The organism is Bradyrhizobium sp. SZCCHNS3002 (genome assembly GCF_032377435.1).
In the GTDB taxonomy this organism is placed as follows: domain Bacteria; phylum Pseudomonadota; class Alphaproteobacteria; order Rhizobiales; family Xanthobacteraceae; genus Bradyrhizobium.
The window spans coordinates 22,865-39,572 of sequence record NZ_JAUHHY010000019.1; the positions used below are offsets into that span (position 1 = coordinate 22,865).

Annotated in this window: 14 protein-coding genes; 2 read left to right on the top strand and 12 right to left on the bottom strand. The window is 64.5% G+C overall.

What is annotated here, in order from left to right:
- Nucleotides 1-948: 948 nt before the first annotated feature.
- Together QW845_RS29825 and QW845_RS29830 are read right to left on the bottom strand one after the other, a co-directional pair.
- Complete coding sequence (locus QW845_RS29825) at nt 949-3,273, bottom strand: PAS domain-containing sensor histidine kinase (RefSeq protein ID WP_315805085.1); 2,325 nt, start codon at nt 3,271-3,273, stop codon at nt 949-951.
- A gap of 207 nt (nt 3,274-3,480) precedes the next feature.
- A complete protein-coding gene (locus QW845_RS29830; protein WP_315805086.1) occupies nt 3,481-4,794 on the bottom strand; it encodes a cation diffusion facilitator family transporter in 1,314 nt (437 codons plus the stop codon).
- On the opposite strand from QW845_RS29830, the gene QW845_RS29835 reads away from it, so the two are divergent.
- Nucleotides 4,775-4,903, top strand: coding sequence for a hypothetical protein (locus tag QW845_RS29835; RefSeq protein WP_315716165.1), 129 nt, complete (start codon nt 4,775-4,777; stop codon nt 4,901-4,903). The two genes, QW845_RS29830 and QW845_RS29835, sit on opposite strands and share 20 nt — an antisense overlap.
- A gap of 74 nt (nt 4,904-4,977) precedes the next feature.
- On the opposite strand, the gene QW845_RS29840 is transcribed toward QW845_RS29835, so the two are convergent.
- The 8 genes from QW845_RS29840 to QW845_RS29875 form a co-directional block, all read right to left on the bottom strand.
- On the bottom strand, nt 4,978-5,946 hold the full coding sequence (locus QW845_RS29840) for a zinc-binding dehydrogenase (protein WP_315805087.1): 969 nt from the start codon (nt 5,944-5,946) through the stop codon (nt 4,978-4,980).
- 138 nt (nt 5,947-6,084) lie between these two features.
- Nucleotides 6,085-6,504 carry a CBS domain-containing protein gene (locus tag QW845_RS29845; protein WP_315805088.1) on the bottom strand — a complete coding sequence of 140 codons (420 nt, stop codon included), beginning with the start codon at nt 6,502-6,504 and terminating at the stop codon, nt 6,085-6,087.
- 212 nt (nt 6,505-6,716) lie between these two features.
- A complete protein-coding gene (gene oxlT, locus QW845_RS29850; RefSeq protein WP_315805089.1) occupies nt 6,717-8,030 on the bottom strand; it encodes an oxalate/formate MFS antiporter in 1,314 nt (437 codons plus the stop codon).
- Nucleotides 8,031-8,272: 242 nt separating this feature from the next.
- Nucleotides 8,273-9,559, bottom strand: coding sequence for an oxalate/formate MFS antiporter (gene oxlT, locus QW845_RS29855; protein WP_315716169.1), 1,287 nt, complete (start codon nt 9,557-9,559; stop codon nt 8,273-8,275).
- A 209-nt stretch (nt 9,560-9,768) separates the two neighbouring features.
- The gene (locus QW845_RS29860) at nt 9,769-11,268 is read right to left on the bottom strand and encodes a tripartite tricarboxylate transporter permease (protein ID WP_315805090.1); all 1,500 of its coding nucleotides are present in this window, start codon (nt 11,266-11,268) and stop codon (nt 9,769-9,771) included.
- Nucleotides 11,269-11,309: 41 nt separating this feature from the next.
- Nucleotides 11,310-11,804, bottom strand: a complete 495-nt coding sequence (locus QW845_RS29865) for a tripartite tricarboxylate transporter TctB family protein (protein WP_315805091.1) — start codon at nt 11,802-11,804, stop codon at nt 11,310-11,312.
- Nucleotides 11,805-11,814: 10 nt separating this feature from the next.
- On the bottom strand, nt 11,815-12,813 hold the full coding sequence (locus QW845_RS29870) for a tripartite tricarboxylate transporter substrate binding protein (RefSeq protein ID WP_315805092.1): 999 nt from the start codon (nt 12,811-12,813) through the stop codon (nt 11,815-11,817).
- 388 nt (nt 12,814-13,201) lie between these two features.
- A complete protein-coding gene (locus QW845_RS29875) occupies nt 13,202-13,339 on the bottom strand; it encodes a hypothetical protein (RefSeq protein ID WP_315805093.1) in 138 nt (45 codons plus the stop codon).
- A 451-nt stretch (nt 13,340-13,790) separates the two neighbouring features.
- Here QW845_RS29875 and QW845_RS29880 point away from each other — a divergent pair, with 451 nt between their 5' ends.
- Nucleotides 13,791-14,267 (top strand): peptidoglycan-binding domain-containing protein, encoded by a 477-nt coding sequence (locus QW845_RS29880; RefSeq protein ID WP_315805094.1) that lies wholly within the window; start codon nt 13,791-13,793, stop codon nt 14,265-14,267.
- Between the two features lie 197 nt (nt 14,268-14,464).
- Here the strand turns inward: QW845_RS29880 and QW845_RS29885 are convergent, their stop codons facing one another.
- Both QW845_RS29885 and frc read right to left on the bottom strand, forming a co-directional pair.
- The gene (locus QW845_RS29885) at nt 14,465-14,800 is read right to left on the bottom strand and encodes a hypothetical protein (protein ID WP_315805095.1); all 336 of its coding nucleotides are present in this window, start codon (nt 14,798-14,800) and stop codon (nt 14,465-14,467) included.
- 592 nt (nt 14,801-15,392) lie between these two features.
- The gene (gene frc, locus QW845_RS29890) at nt 15,393-16,670 is read right to left on the bottom strand and encodes a formyl-CoA transferase (RefSeq protein ID WP_315805096.1); all 1,278 of its coding nucleotides are present in this window, start codon (nt 16,668-16,670) and stop codon (nt 15,393-15,395) included.
- Nucleotides 16,671-16,708 lie beyond the last annotated feature (38 nt).

Consider the following 16,708-nt stretch of genomic DNA (forward strand, 5'->3'; position numbering starts at 1 on the left):
GGGCCTGCGCCGAGATATAGAATTCGCAAGCGAAATCAACGTGCGACGCTCTGTCAAGATTGCCAGTGAAAAATATTCTGCTTTTCAGAATTAAAATCCTGTGTCTTCCTATGTCCATCCCGCCTCAAGCAAAGGGGCGTTGCGCGCGATCGTCACGACACGCGAGGCGGGGATGCGGTGGCCGCGGGCGTTCGCAGCGTCGTCTCAGGATGGCGCGGACGAACGGATGTCTTGCGGACGTGAAGTCGCAGCGGCCTGACACCCCGAAGCTGGTGTCCAACTCGGAGCGAGGCTTGGCTTCGCGCGGGAATGGTGGCCAACAAGCCGGCGCACCAGGGCGACTGCGTATAAGCGTGAAGACCATCGCGCAGGGAAGGCCGGGTTTGTCCGGCTGCACCTGTGGTACCTGCCGCCTGCATTTTTTTCGCAGGCGGGCCGCAGGCGTCAGCCGACGCCTGGCCTTCCCTGCGCCCTTTGCAATTCGAAGGGCATGACTGATCGCATCACTCGGGCATCGTGTGCCGCGAGACCGCGGTGTCATGTTCGAAGCGTCCACGGTGTTCGTATGAGACGTAAATCCGATCTTTCGCGTGTCGTCCCGGGCAAGCCGCGTCGCGCGAGAGCACGTTGCGGCGCCGACCCGGGACGAATACTCCGCGGCGGGTGTGAGATGCGAGATGGTTGACGAGCGTGCCTCAAACGGCTGCCTGGGGTTATGGGTCCCGGCTCAAGGCCGGGACGACGGCGGTGGTTGTCGATGCAGACAGGGTACGACCAGAGTTCGTAGTTGGGCGCGCTGCCGTAGGGTGGGCAAAGCGGCGCCGTCAGGCGGCGCGTGCCCACCGTCTGCGTCGTGAACATCGGTGGGCACGGCGCGCGATGAAGCGCTGCTCGACACGCAGCTTCACGGGTGCGCCTTTGCCCACCCTACGGCATCGCGCATGCCCCTCAGGCCGCGACCGAGATGCTCGCCGTCGCCTTGTACGCGTCGCGGGGCAGGGTGACGCGGACGACGGTGCCGCACTCCAGCCGCGAGCGCAGCCGCATCGAGCCGCCGTGCAACTGGGCCAGCGAGCGGGCGATGGCGAGGCCGAGGCCGGAGCCGTGATAGGTCTTGGTCATCTGGCTCTCGACCTGCTCGAACGGGCGGCCGAGCCGCGCCAGCGACTGCGCGGGGATGCCGATGCCGGTGTCGGCGATGATGAGCACGACCTTGTCCTCGAACACGCGGCTCCGCATCGTGACACGGCCGCCTTCGGGAGTGAACTTCACCGCGTTCGACAGCAGGTTGACCATGATCTGCTTGGTGGCGCGACGGTCGGCGACGACGGGGATACTGCCTCCGATGTCGGCGTCGAGGACGAGACTCTTGTCCAGGGCGCGACCGGAGACGACGCGCAGCGATTCCGCCAGCGTCTTGGCGAGGTCGAGCGGCTCCATGTCGAGCTTCATACGGCCGGCCTCGATCTTCGACATGTCGAGGATGTCGTTGATCACCTCGAGCAGATACTGACCGGAGGTCAGGATGTCGTGGCAGTATTCCTGGTACTTCTCGGAGCCGAGCGAGCCGAACATGCCGCTGCCCATGATCTCGGAGAAGCCGATGATGGCGTTGAGCGGCGTGCGCAGCTCGTGGCTCATATTGGCGAGGAATTTCGACTTGGTCTGGTTGGCTTCCTCGGCGCGGGTCTTCTCCTGCGAGTATTTCTCCGCGAGGTCGGCAAGCTCGATCGCCTGGCGCTCAAGCGCGCTCTGCGAGCGCTGCAGGTCGATCACGGTGGCGCGCAGGCGCAGGTCGTTGTCGACGAGCTTCTGCTCGTGCTCCTTGATGCGGGTGATGTCGGTGCCGACCGAGACGTAGCCGCCGTCCTTGGTGCGGCGCTCGCTGATGTGCAGCCAGCTGCCGTCGTCGAGCTGCGCCTCGAAGGTGCGGCCGCCCGGCGCCTGCTGGCTGTGATCGTGCAGCCGCGTGCGGATCTCCGGCATCTTGCCGACCTCGATGACGGTCTCATAGGAGGTGCCGGGGATCACGGCGGAGTCCGGCAGCTTGTGCAGCTTCTGGAAATGCGAGTTGCACAGCACCAGCCGGTTGTTGGCGTCCCACAGCACGAAGGCTTCCGAGATCGTCTCGATCGCGTCGCGCAGGCGGAGGTCGGCCTCGACGGTCTTCTCGACCAGGCTCTTCTGCTCGGTGACGTCGACGGCGATGCCGATCAGGTGCAGGCCGGAATCGGAGGTGCCCTGGCTGAGCTCGCAACGCACCCGGAGCCAGATCCAGTGACCCTCGGTGTGGCGCATCCGGAAGCTCTGATCGATCTGGTGGATGTCGCCGGCGACGAGCTGGTCGGCGATCTCGAACAGGTCGATGTCGTCCGAGTTCACCAGCGCGTTGACCTCGCCGAAGGTGAGGAGGTCGGTGCGGTTTTCCAGGCCGAGCATCGCGAACATCGAGTTCGACCAGAAGATGCGGCCGCGCGACAGGTCCCAGTCCCACAGCCCGCAGCGGCCGCGATTGAGCGCGGTGTCGATGCGGCCCCGCACGGCGTCGTTGATCAGGTCGCCCTCGCGGGCGCGGGTCGACTGCCAGTGGAAGGCGAAGCCGAGGATCAGCACGACGAAGCCCGTCGTCGCCGACAGCGTGACCGAGAGTGCGGCGTCCGAGCCCCAGATCGGCTCGAGCTTCTCCTGGATCACCACGACGCGGCCAGGCAGCGCCTTGATCAACTGCGACACCGCGAAGGCCGGACGGCCGTTCGGCAGCGTGATCTCGGTGACCGCGCCCTGCAGGCCCGGCGTCGCCAGGAGCTGCGCGGTGGAGATCAGGTCGAGGATACGGTCGTTCTCGCCGAGTCCGGTGTCGACCGGAACCCGGGCGAGAATGCGGTGGTCGGCGCCGGTCACGATCACGTGGCGGCCGGGCGCTGCGCCCCAGGCGGGGATCAGGTCGGGCAGCAGGCTCTGCAGGTGCTCGATATGGGCGATGCGGTCCGGGCGCATCGCCAGATTGCCGATGCGGTCGGCGAGCAGGTCGGAGATCGCGGCCAGGTCGCGCTTGGTCGCGCCGCGCTTCTGACGGCTCTGGTCGAGCACCTGGACGAAAGCGCCGAGGCAGATGGTGACGAGAAAGGCGATGATCAAAGTAGGGACAGCACGACGCAATACCGGCTCAGCAGTCAGCAGCCTTTGATAGGCCGGTTTCGCGATCGATTGCGCCAACCCCTTGATGGAATCAGAAGATTGGACGCACGCGTTCGCGGCATGCGCACGCGTCATGCTGTAGACCCCCGAAACTTCTTGGATACCCGAATTTCGAAAGAGCCCCAGCCGCTTCCGAATCAAGTTGATTTGAATCCAGATTTCTCGGGCTGTCGAGAGTCAACGATTTGGCAAAAGCTAATAAATCTTATCCAATGCGGATTTGCCATGGCGAAAAGCCGGCAGAGTGAGTCCGAAGCGGGAACGCAGCGTGACGTTCAGGCCTCAACCGTGCGGCGGCTCGGCGTGACTGATGACGCGCTTGACGCTCGGGAAGGCGCGACGCACTCCGCGCTCGATGTGGTCGACATTGTCGTGCACCTTCAGCACGCTCATCGACGGCGCTGCGCGGCAGTGGAAGTTGACGATCTCGCCAGCCTCGGTGTTGCGGACGCGGACATTGTGCACGTCGTACATGTCGGTCTCGGCCGCGAGGCGCTGCAGGGCCGCGGCGATCTCGGCGATCCGCTGCGCCGGCGCGTCGACGCCGAATGGCAGCTCGGGCTCGAGCGGCTCGATATGGGTGTCGACCTCGACATCGGCGCCGAATTCGTCGCGGATCGAGCGTTCCAACTCGTGCGCGATCGCATGTGCCGCGAACAGGCTCATGTCGCCGTCGACCTCGAGGTCGATCGCGACGATCAGGCGCCCGCCGACATCATGGACGGTGACGTGATGGATCGCGAGGCCGGAATTGCGCGCGATCACCATGATGCGCTCGCGCACGCTCTCATTGCTGAGCGCGACCGGCACCGTCGTGAAGGTGACGTCGGCGCCGGACAGGCTGGCATCGACCGCGGCCTGCGCATCGCGCTTGATCTCGTGCACGCGGTCGATCGGATAGGTGCGCGGCACCTGCACCGTGGCGTCGACGAAATGCGTCGCGCCGACGAGCCGCACCCGCAGCCGCTCGACATCGACGACGCCATTGATCGAACGGATCGCGGCGCGCGCCTTTTCGGCCGCGCCCTCCGGCGCGCGGTCGAGCAGTGTTTCTACGGTGGAGCGCGCCAGCCGCAGGCCGAGCATCGAGATCATCAGGGCGACGGCGACCGCGGCGGCGGAATCCCCCCACCAGAACCCGAACGCGGTGAGGACCAGGCCGGCGATGACGGCGATCGAGCCGAGCACGTCGGAGGCAAAATGCAGAGCGTCGGCGGCGAGCGCCTGGCTGTGGGTCTCGTGCGCGGCCCGGTGCAGCGCGCGGGCGCGCCAGAAATTGACGGCGATGTCGATCAGCAGCACCACGAACGGAATCGCCGACAGCGACGGCGGTGCCGCCGCCTCGCGCAGCCGGCTGACGGACTCGACCAGCACGCCGCCGGCCAGCACGTAGAGCAGGGCGATGACGCCAAGCGCCGACAGGCTCTCCAGCTTGCCGTGGCCGTAATGATGCTCGTCGTCGGCCGGCCGGTCCGATACCCGAACCACCATCCACGTGATGACGGTGGCGACGACGTCGACGGCGCTGTGCAGGGCCTCGGAGACGAGCGCGAGGCTGCCGATCAGGATGCCGACGATGAACTTCGCCGCGGCCATGCTGGCGCTCGCCGCGATCGAGATCGCGGCGACACGGGTTTTCCCGGAATCGACATGGGAGGCGGCGTCTCTCATGGCGGCGGATGTAGCAGCCGAGGCCGCACCATGAAAGCCGGGATCGCGCGGTCCATGTGCGTGGACCGCGCGCTGTTTCGAGTGCTTCTAAATCTCAGAAGGTTGCGTTCACAAGGTCACCACGATCTTGCCGAGATGCTTGTTCGCCTCCATGTGCGCGAACGCCGCGCCAATGTCGTCGAAGGCGAAGACGCGGTCGATCGGCAGCCGCAGCGTGCGCTGCTCGACCGCACCCCAGATGTCCTTCTTCACCTCGTCGAAGATCGCGCGGATCTCCTCGATCGAGCGGGTGCGGAAGGTGACGCCGACATAGGTGATGCGGCGCGCCGCGTGCAGGTCGAAGTTGAAGTCGGCATGGGTGCCGCCGAGCCGGCCGACATTGACGATGCGGCCGAGGACCTTGGTTGCGGCGAGGTTCTGATTGGCGACCTTGCCGGACACCTGGTCGATGATCAGATCGACGCCCTCGCCGTTGGTCGCCTGCAGCACCTGGTCGACCCAGGCAGGATCGCTGGAGTCGATGGCGAGATCGGCGCCGAACTCCTTGAGCCGTCCGCGGCGCATCGCATCGGTCGAGGAGCCGATCACGAGCCGGGCGCCCTTGAGCTTGGCGATCTGCATCGCCATCAGCCCGACGCCGGAGCTCGCACCCTGCACCAGCATGCGCTGGCCCGGCTGCAAAGCGCCGTTGGTGACGACGGCGTTGTGCATCGTGGTCAGCGCGATCGGCAGCGTGGCGGCCTCGTCGAAGTTCATGTTCGACGGCGCGTGGAACAGCCGGCCATGGTCGGCAAGGGTGTATTCGGCGAACGCCGCGCTGCCCGAGCCCATGACCTTGTCGCCGATCTTCACGCCCCTGGCGTCGGGCCCGAGCTCGGCGACCTCGCCGGCCCATTCCATGCCGAGGACGGTGCCGACGCCGCCGGCGGCGCCATGCACATGCCCCTTGGTCATGCCGAGATCGGCGCGATTGAGGCCGCAGGCGCGCACGCGCACCAGCACCTGCGTGCCCTTCGGCGCGGGCTTGGCGATATCGGTGATCGCGGCGCCCTGGGCGCCGTAGACATAGGCTTTCATCGCAAGGAATCCTGTCGGGTCAGCATGAACGGCGACCTTACTGTGCCGCTCCTCTCTGCGCACCGCCTAACAGGCGGCGCGCAGCTCCGACAAGGTTCTCTCAGGATTGAACCGGTTCCGCTGACCGGGCTGGATGCGTCAGGCGGCGACTGGAGCTTCCGCTTCGTCGAAGGCCGAGGAGACGTCGCGCATGCTGATGACGCCGGCCAGCGCGAAGTCGACAATGACCGGGAGGTGGCGGATGTGGTGCACGTTCATCAGGTGCCGCACGTGTTCGAGCGTATCCTCGGTGCTGCAGGAGATCAGCCGCTGCGGCGAGATCAATTGCGAGACCTTCAGGTTGACGCCGGCGGCGCCATGCTCGGCGATGGCGCGCACGACATCGCGCTCGGTGAACATGCCGGCCGCGGTGTTGCCCTCGGTGCGGACGACATCCTTGACGACGAGGGCGCTGACGTTGCTGGCGCGCATCAGCTGCGCCGCGACGCCGACGGTCTCGTTCATTCGCACCGTGATCACGCGCGCCATCTTGTTGCGCAGGATGTCTCCGACCTTCATGGCACCCTCCCGTTTGGTTGGTAGTGAACGGGAGGAAGTCTGGTATACGTTATGCCAGAAGTCAATCGGGTTTGATGGCTTTTCGTGCGCGAGGCCACCGAAAAAACACGTCAGCGACACTGCCGGATATGACCGGGGCATCCCGCCCCGGCGCAAAAAAAAGAGGCGCACCGCTGGTGCGCCTCCTGAAGTCGCGGGAGGAAACCGTGGCGTCACGCCATCCTGGCGTCCTGCGTCACCGGCTCGGTGACCGGCTCCTTGCCGAGGATGAAGGCCCGGCGCAGCGGCTTGATCACGAACAGCGCCATCAAGGCGGCCGTCGCGTTCAGCGCGACGCCGATCACGAACACGGCCTGCCAGCCATACTTTGCTGAGACGATGCTGGCGAGCGGGACCAAGAGCGAGGCGGTGCCCTTCGCAGTGTAGAGCATGCCGTTGTTGGTCGCGGCGTATTTGCTGCCGAACGTATCGCCCGAGGTCGCCGGAAACAGGCTGTAGATTTCGCCGAAGACGCCGAAATAGACGGCGGTGGCGAGCACGAACACGATCGGGTTGTGCCCGTAGCTCGACAGCGTCAGCAGCATCAAGGCGGCCGTGCCGAAGGCGATGAACATGGTGTGCTCACGACCGATCGTGTCGGAGATCCAGCCGAACACGGGGCGGCCGAAGCCGTCGAAAATGCGATCGAGCGAGATCGCGAACGTCAGCGCCGCCATCTGGAAGCCGGCGAGCGACACCGGCTCGTTGGCGATCTTGAAATCGTGGGCGATCGGGGCGATCTGGGCGGCGGTCATCAGGCCGCCGGAGGCCACCATGACGAACACCAGATACATGATCCAGAAGATCGGCGTGCGCAGCACCTGCGGCGGCGTGTAGTCGATCTTGGTCTGCGGCAGGTTGAGCTGCTTCTTGCGGGCCGGCACCGCAACCGTCGGCGGCCGCAGGAAGATCGCGAGCACGAACACGACCAACCCCTGGCCGATGCCGAAGGTGAAGAAGGCGCTCTGATAACCGCTCGAGGCGATCATGCTGGCGATCGGCACCACGGTCAGCGCCGCACCGGCGCCGAAGCCCGCGGCGGTGGCACCGGCGGCGAGGCCGCGGCGGTCGGGAAACCATTTCAGCGCATTGCCGACGCAGGTGCCGTACACCGCACCTGCGCCGATGCCGCCGATGACGGCGCCGGCATAGAGCAGGGTGAGCGAGTCGGCGTAGGAATTCAGCACCCATGCCAGCGAGATCATGACGGCGCCGAACATGATGACGAGGCGCGGGCCGTATTTGTCGACGAACCAGGCCTCGACCGGCACGAGCCAGGTTTCGGTGACGACGAAGATCGTGAAGGCCAGCTGGATCGCCGTGCGACCCCAGTGAAACTTCGCGTCGATCGGATCGACGAACAGTGTCCAGCCATATTGCAGGTTGGCGATCATCGCCATGCAGATGATGCCCATCGCGAGCTGGAGCCAGCGGAAGCCGCTGGACTGTGCCTGGACAGGCGGTGTTGCCTCTGTGCTGGAAACCATGTGTCCTCCCAAACGCGCTCTGTTGGAGGATGCCGCTGCGAGCGCGCTCCTCATCTGCGCATCGAGCCATTCTGGTATAACATATTCCAGTCCGCAATATGGCCTGCGACACAGGGTGCGACATGCTGCTTTGCAGCGAGACCGAAATCGTCCGCCAAGCAAAAGAAAACGCTCGGCAAAATGCCGAGCGTCGTCAATCTGGAAGCGTTCTTTTTTATTTTTGCTGCAGCGCGAAGGGGGCGTCAGAGCGTTGATTTCTGCACCACGACCCTCCGCCAGGGCTTGAGCACCGCGATCGCGAGGATCGATGCCAGGATGTTGGCGCCGGCCGCGATGATGAAGACGCGGTCCCAATTGCCGGAGGACTGCTGCATGTAGTTCGCGATCGGCACCAGCAGCGCTGCCGTGCCCTTGGCGGTGTAGAGCAGGCCGGCATTGGTGGTGGCGAACTTGGTGCCGAACGTGTCGGTGCAGGTCGAGGGGAAGAGCGAGTAGATCTCACCCCAGGCGAAGAACACGAAGCCCGAGAGGATCACGAACCACACCGGATCGTGGCCCAGCATGTACAGCGCCCAGATGCCGATGCCTTCCATGCCGAAGGCGATGAACATCGTATTCTCGCGGCCGATCATGTCCGAGATCCAGCCGAAGAACGGACGTGTCAGGCCGTTCAACACGCGGTCGATGGTGGCTGCGAACGTCACCGCCGTCATGGTCATGCCGATCAGCGTCACCGGAATGTTGTCGACCTTCCAGTCGCCGGCGATCGGCTTGAGGTTGGCCGTCACCATCAGACCGCCCGCGCCGACGATCACGAACATGAAGTACATCAGCCAGAAGATCGGCTGGCGGATCACCTCGGTCGGATTGTAGTTGCGGCGGCTCTGGACGAGGTTGGTGTTCTGCGTGACCGCGGGCACCTGGCCTTCCTTGGGCGCGAACAGGAAGAAGGCGAGGATGACGATGATGATGCCCTGGCCGAGACCGAAATACAGGAAGGTGGTCTGGAAGCCGGAGTCGCGGATCATGGCCTGGATCGGTGCGACGGTGAGCGCCGAGCCGGCGCCGAAGCCGGCCGCGGTGATGCCGGCCGCGAGGCCGCGCTTGTCGGGAAACCACTTCAGCGCGTTGCCGACGCAGGTGCCGTAGACGCCGCCGGCACCGATGCCCGCGATGATCATGCCGAGATAGTAGCCGTTGAGCGAGGTGGCGTAGGCGTTGATCATCCAACCGATGGCGCACAGCACGCCGCCGACGAGCACGACGATGCGCGGGCCGTATTTGTCGACGAACCAGCCCTCGACCGGCACCAGCCAGGTTTCGAACAGCACGAACAGCGTGAAGGCCCACTGGATCGAGGCGCGATCCCAGCCGAACGTCTTGGCGATATCCGGGACGAAGAAGGTCCAGCCATATTGATAGTTGGCGATCATCACCATCGCCAGGACGCCAACCGCGAGCTGCGTCCAGCGGTAGGCGTCGCTTACTCTTGCAGATGCGGGCGCCCCCGCGTGAGCCAAGTCCGTCATGCTTCCTCCAGGCTGTCTATTTTTGTCCTAACAGCTATGCGGGAGTTTGGTATATGATATGCCAATAGACAAGCGGATTCATCGAGCAGGCGGGCGCTGGTAGACCTGCGATCGACGAAAAAAGCCTGCAGAAGCAAGGCAAATCGCTGCAGCGACAATACGACGCAGCAGAGGATATTTGTAGCTCAACTATCGAAGTAAGAACGGGCTCATGCGGCGAACGCCCGCAACCGGTTGTAGCCCTGCTGGATCGCCGACCAGAACAGCGCGATCAACCCGAGCGCCATGATGGTGCCGACCAGCCCGTTGGAGAAGAAGATCGCGAGCGATCCCTGGGATCCCAGCAGCGACTGCCGGAAGGCCTCCTCGGCCTTGTCGCCGAGCACGATGGCGAGCACCAGCGGCGCGAGCGGATAGCCGCACTTCTTGAACAGATAGCCGAGCACGCCGAACACCAGCATCAGCACCACATCGAACGTGCTGCTGTGCACCGAATAGGCGCCGATGGCACAGAGCACGAGGATGAGCGGCGCGATGATGCTGAAGGGAATGCGCAGGATCGCCGCGAACACCGGGACGCAGGTCAGCACGACGAGCAGGCCGGCGAGGTTGCCGAGATACATCGAGGCGATCAGACCCCAGACGAATTCCTTCTGCTCGACGAACAGCATCGGCCCCGGTTGCAGGCCCCAGATCAAGAGACCGCCGAGCAGCACCGCCGCCGTGGGGGAGCCGGGCACGCCGAGCGACAGCATCGGCAGCAGCGCCGCCGTGCCCGCCGCATGGGCTGCCGTCTCCGGCGCGACGACGCCCTCGATCTCGCCATGGCCGAACTTCTTGCCGCGCTTGGAGAGGCGCTTGGCGATGCCGTAGCTCATGAACGAGGCCGGCGTGGCGCCGGCGGGGGTGATGCCCATCCAGCAGCCGATCAGGCATGAGCGCAGCGCGGTGAGCCAGTGTGCCGGCATCTCCTTCCAGGTGTGCAGCACCACGCGCAGATTGATCTGCGCGTTGCCGCCGCGGAAGCTCAGTCCTTCCTCCATCGTCAGCAGGATCTCGCCGATGCCGAACAGGCCGATCACGGCGATCAGGAAGTCGAAGCCGTTGAGCAGCTCGGTGATGCCGAAGGTGAGCCGGAGCTGGCCGGTGATGGAATCCAGGCCGACTGCGGCGAGCGCGAAACCGATCATCATCGCCGCGATCGTCTTGAACGGCGGCTCCTTGCTCAGGCCGACGAAGCTGCAAAAGGCGAGGAAGTAGACGGCGAACTTCTCGGCGGGGCCGAACTGAAGCGCGAAGCCGGCCACCAGCGGAGCGATCAGCGTGATCATGATGACCGCGAACAGCGCGCCGACGAAGGACGAGGTGAATGCTGCCGTGAGCGCCTCGCCGGCCTTGCCCTGCTGCGCCATCGGATAGCCGTCGAAGGTGGTCGCGACCGACCATGGCTCGCCGGGTATGTTGAACAGGATCGAGGTGATGGCGCCGCCGAACAGCGCGCCCCAGTAGATGCAGGACAGCATGATGATCGCCGAGGTCGGCGGCATGCTGAAGGTCAGCGGCAGCAGGATCGCGACGCCGTTGGCGCCGCCCAATCCCGGCAGCACGCCGATGATCACCCCGAGGACGATCCCGAGGATCATCACCATGATGTTGAAGGGTTGGAGGGCGACGGCGAAGCCGTGAAACAGATTGGCGAGTTCTTCCATGCCGGCTTGGTCCTGCAACCCTCAGCGGATGAGTTTTCTTGTTAGAGTCCGAGCCATTCCTCGACCGGCCCCTTGGGCAGGGGAACCATGAACCAGCGCTCGAAGATCAGATAGGTCACGACCGGCATGCCGATCGCGACCACTGCCACCGTGAGCCAGCCATATTTGCCGAGCCACCGCATGAACCATGCGATGAAGATCATGGAGGCGACGTACAGGCCGGTGAAAGGCAGGGCGCCGACATAGATCGCCGTCGGCACCACCACGCTCATGACCTGGCGCAGCTGCCCCCATTCAGCGAAGACACGGCCGTCATCCTCGCGCAGCGTGCTGCGGAAGTTCATCGCGCTGGCCGCGACGATGAAAAGTCCGACGTAGAACGGGAAGAATCCCGCCCGCGGTCCTTCGGCTCCCCAGTTGATCCCGGCCTTCACGCTGCCGAGGATCACGATGATCCCGAACAGCGCGATCGCGAGCGTGACGCCGACCTCGACCGCCTTGTGGCTCGGGCCGGCGGATCCACCTTGACGGCTCATGCGAGGGCGCTCAGTTCGAGGCCAGGAAGCCGGCTTCCTTCATCAGGAGCTCGTGCCGCTTCTCTTCGGTCTCGACCCATTTGGCATAATCGGCGCCGGTCATGAAGGTGGTGTTGAAGGCGCCGGTCTTCATGAACTCCTGCCACTCCGGCGTCTCCCGCACCTTCTTGAACAGGTCGACGTAGTATTCGATCTGGTCCTTGGTGGCCCGTGGCGACATGAAGATGCCGCGCAGCATCAGATATTCGATGTCGAGCCCCTGCGACTTGCAGGTCGGGATGTCCTTCCAGGCCTTGCCGTCGGTGATCGGCTCGTCATAGCCCATCGGCTTGTCGTCGAAGACGCAGAGCGGCCTGACCTTGCCGCCGCGCCACTGCGCCACCGCCTCGATGGGATTGTTGACGGTGGATTCGATGTGGTTGCCCACCAGTTGCACGGCCACTTCGCCGCCGCCCTTGTAGGGAATGTAGGTGAACTTCGCGCCGGTCGCCTTCTCCATCGCCACCGTGATGATCTGGTCTTCCTGCTTCGAGCCGGTGCCGCCCATCTTCAAGGTGCCGCCGCCTTGCTTGACCGCATCGATGTAGTCCTTGGCGGTCGCATAGGGCTTCTCGGCGTTGACCCAGAGCACGAACTCGTCGAGCGCCAGCATGGCGACGGGAGTGAGGTCCTTCCAGTTGAAAGGAATGCCGGTCGCGAGCGGCGTCGTGAACAGGTTCGACAGCGTGATGATGATCTTGTGCGGGTTGCCGGCCGACGCCTTGACGTCGAGGAAGCCTTCGCCGCCGGCGCCACCGGACTTGTTGATCACGACCAGCGGCTGCTTCATCAAATTGTGCTTGGTGACGATGCCCTGGATGGTCCGGGCCATCTGATCGGCACCGCCACCGGTGCCAGCCGGAACGATGAACTCGACCGGCCGGACGGGCTCCCATCCCGCCAGAGCCGGGATATGCCCTGCCATCAGGGCGATGCCGGCCATAACGGCCACGCACACGGAACGCTTCATCACGCTTTCTCCCCTTCATTCCCGGAACGCACGGCTTCTTGCGGCCGCTGTGCCCAATCGAACCACTGACCTGTCGAGCCCGGCCGGTGGCGTTTTCCGCCGTGCCGCGCTTCAGGCCGTCGTCAGCTCCGGACTCCCCTGCGATGCCCATGCAGCCAAAAGTTGTGTTGGCAGCCGGGATCAGGCAGCAAGAGGTGCATCCGCAGCCAATCGACCGATTTGATTTTGGTATGAAGAGGTGACCGACCGCAATTGAGGAGATTGGGTGGGATGCCTGGCAGGCCAATTTGTCGCAGGCGGTGGGGTGTCGCGAAAAGCAAAAGCCCCGGAGGTCCGGGGCTCTTGGTTGGGCTTCGGTGCTGGCTGCGCGCCGGAAGCGCCTTCGGCCTCAGAGACCGAAATAGGGCAGGTCGCCGTTGCGGTTGGCAGCGCGGGCGCTGATCATCAGCACGCGGTCGAGGGCGGCGAGGAAGCGGCCGAACAGGGACACGGGCTGAACGAGGGGGAGGGCAACGGTCTTGGCCATGGTTTGTCTCCTTCAGTGAGGCGGTATGACGTTCTGACTGAGGAGAATTTACGTATACCAGATGCCAGATACAACGATCGATATTGCATAGCGGCATGAGCATTTTGCGATGCGGCGGGAATGTTACGATTGGGGTTTCTTATCGAGAACGGCATTTTCATATGGAAAGAGCCGCCCAACCGAGGCGCCGGTCGGTCTCGATCCCTCCTCGGCGGACCGAGCCGGCAAACTCCGGGTATCTCGGCGACTGCCGACATCTGCCATCCCGTGCGCCGATCCCGCGCGTGCAACGCGACGGAACGATCGGCCCGAGGTGAGGGAACTGTGCTGCCCGGGCCGCAGTTACTCTGCAACGAAGCGGAGTGGCGTCGCCGGATGTTGATCGTTCAGTGCGTCGCGCTGTATTCCTCGAAACGTGTCATCGGCAGACCTGAGGGCGAAGGATAAGGCCATGCGCGCCTTGATCGTGGCACTGTCCATCCTGGCGATCGCCGGAAGCGCGCAGGTCGCTCACGCTGGTCTGAGCAGCGCACCGCGTGAAGCGTCGGCACCCGCCGATACGGTGATCGCCGCCCAGGAAGCCAATCAGGAGACCGAGAATCAGATCGGCCTCACCAAGGCGAAGCGTCGGGCCGTGCAACGGGGGCTGACCAGGCTCGGGTTCGGCACCAGGATCAACGGGACGTTCGACGAGCAGACCCGCGCCGTCATCGCCCGTTGGCAGGAGGAGCGCGGCTATCCCACGACCGGCTTCCTCAACGCCGCTCAGCACAAGGTCCTGATGGACGCAGCCACCGAGGCTGCCAAACCCGACCGTCAACCCCGCCGCAGCGCGGGGCGCGCGCGACATCAGCGGAATGTCGGAGGTCCCATCGGCGCGATCGGCGGCGCGATGCACCGTGTGGTGGGCGGAATATTCGGCAGGTAGCTCGTCAGATCTTCAAAGAGTTGGAAGACGCTCGAGGCAATTTCTACCGTAGGACCTGCCCGCTGAAGCGGCCTTCGTCTTCTCGACGCCCTGCGCTTGCCGACGGTGGCGATATGAAAGCCCGGCCGAAGCGGGGCCGGATCAGGAGCTGCTGGAGGCGACCTCCGGACCAGAATTGGCGCGCGCCAGCTCGATCGCTATCGGAAGAACCCCCAAAGTCGAACCACAACCGTGTCGCCGCTCTGGCTGCCGTTTCTCACCACGAACGGCGTCGAGAAAGCAATTCCGGTGCTGAAGGTCCGCTCGACATTGGCTGTCGTCTCCCCGACGAAGCTCCAGCGATTTGTCGTTCCTCCGCTGGAGGGAATATCCTGCGTCAGCGAGACCTCCAACAACATCGCCGTACCAAGGACGGACAGCCGCTGAACGGAGACATCGGTTACCACGAATGTCTTGCCGGCGGGGATCGAGAACGCGGTGTCGTGGCCGTCCGGGTGGACGATGTTTGGGGTCTTGGTTCCGCCCTTCGGCACGGACGTTTCGAGTTGGACGGGAGGGTGCCCCAGGATTGGGGGCTTCCTGATTGGACTTACCAAGACATCCCTCCATCACACCACAATCGCCATACGCCGCGTTCCAACGCGTTCTCAAGCTCCGGCAGTGTGAAGTTGGGACGCATCGCTGCACACCTCCACGGGAGCCCTCGCAGAATGCACATCGAAGCGCGAGAGGACCTTGCTCTGGATCAAAACGAAATGTTTCTCGGAGGTCTGCGAGTGGGCAGGGCTATGCCAGTGTGCTCTTCGGGGGCGGTTCGCGTCCGCTCTGGCTGCATATCGTGATTTTCGATCATCCGCGGGACAAAACATCAAAGATCGTAGCAATCGAGGCTGTGGGTCACGAGCAATCGGGTCGGCGACAACTGCTCCGTACATCCCATATTTCAGACATTCTCGACAGGTGCGATCGCCGGCCGTAGCCGGACCAAGGTCATCGTCGATGTGCGCTGGGCGCGGGAAATAGACGGGAACGTGAGAATGAAAAAGCCGCCGGCTGATGCCGGCGGCTTGATGTCGAGGAGCTTCACATTCGGCGGTCGCGCCGCCGATCGTCTCTGACGCTCGATTACTCCGCCGCTTCCTTCCGCGGCGGATCCAGCGCGCCGGAGTCGTGGATTTCGGCGACCTGGTGGTCGCTGAAGCCGAGCACCTGGCGGAGGACCTCGTCGGTGTGCTCGCCGAGCAGGGGCGAGCGGGTCACGTCGGCCGGGCTGTCCGAGAGCTTGATCGGGTTGCCGACCGAGAGATACTTGCCGCGGGTCGGGTGGTCGACCTCGACCAGCGTGCCGGTCTTGCGCAGCGACTCGTCCTCGGCGATCTCCTTCATCGACAGGATCGGGCCGCAGGGGATGTCGAACTCGTTCAGGATGTCCATGGCCTCGAACTTGGTCTTGGTCATGGTCCACTGCTCGATGCGGCCGAAGATCTCGTTCAGGCGCGGCAGGCGGGCGGCGGGCTTGGCGTAGTTCGGATCGGTCTTCCAGGTCGGCTCGCCGATCACGTCGCAGATCTTCTCCCAGACCGGCGCCTGGGTGATGAAGTAGATGTAGGCGTTCGGGTCGGTCTCCCAGCCCTTGCACTTCAGGATGCGGCCGGGCTGGCCACCACCGGAATCGTTGCCGGCGCGCGGCACGGCGTCGCCGAACGGCACGCCCTCGCCGAACTGGCTGTACTCCTTCAGCGGGCCGTGATCGAGCCGCTGCTGGTCGCGCAGCTTGACGCGGCAGAGGTTGAGCACGCCGTCCTGCATCGCGGCGGTGACGCGCTGGCCGCGGCCGGTGTGGGTGCGCTGATAGAGCGCGGTGACGATGCCGAGCGCCAGATGAAGTCCGGTGCCGGAATCGCCGATCTGCGCGCCGGTGACGAGCGGCAGGCCGTCACGGAAGCCGGTGGTCGAGGCGGCGCCGCCGGTGCACTGCGCGACGTTCTCGTAGACCTTGCAGTCCTCGTAGGGGCCGGGGCCGAAACCCTTGATCGAGGCGACGATCATCTTCGGGTTGATCGCCTGGATCTTCTCCCAGGGGAAGCCCATGCGGTCGAGCACGCCGGGGCCGAAATTCTCGACCAGCACGTCGCACTTCTTGATCAGCTCGGTCAGGACTTCCTTGCCCTTCGGGTTCTTGGTGTCGAGCGTGATCGACCGCTTGTTGTGGTTCAGCATCGTGAAATAGAGGCTGTCCACGTTCGGAATGTCCTGCAGCTGGCCGCGGGTGATGTCACCCACGCCCGGACGCTCGACCTTGATCACGTCGGCGCCGAACCAGGCCAGCAGCTGCGTGCAGGTCGGTCCGGACTGGACGTGGGTGAAGTCGAGAATGCGAACGCCCTCGAGCGCCTTGGTCATGTTGTTCCTCTCCGTAACGATTGGTCATCCCGCATGGC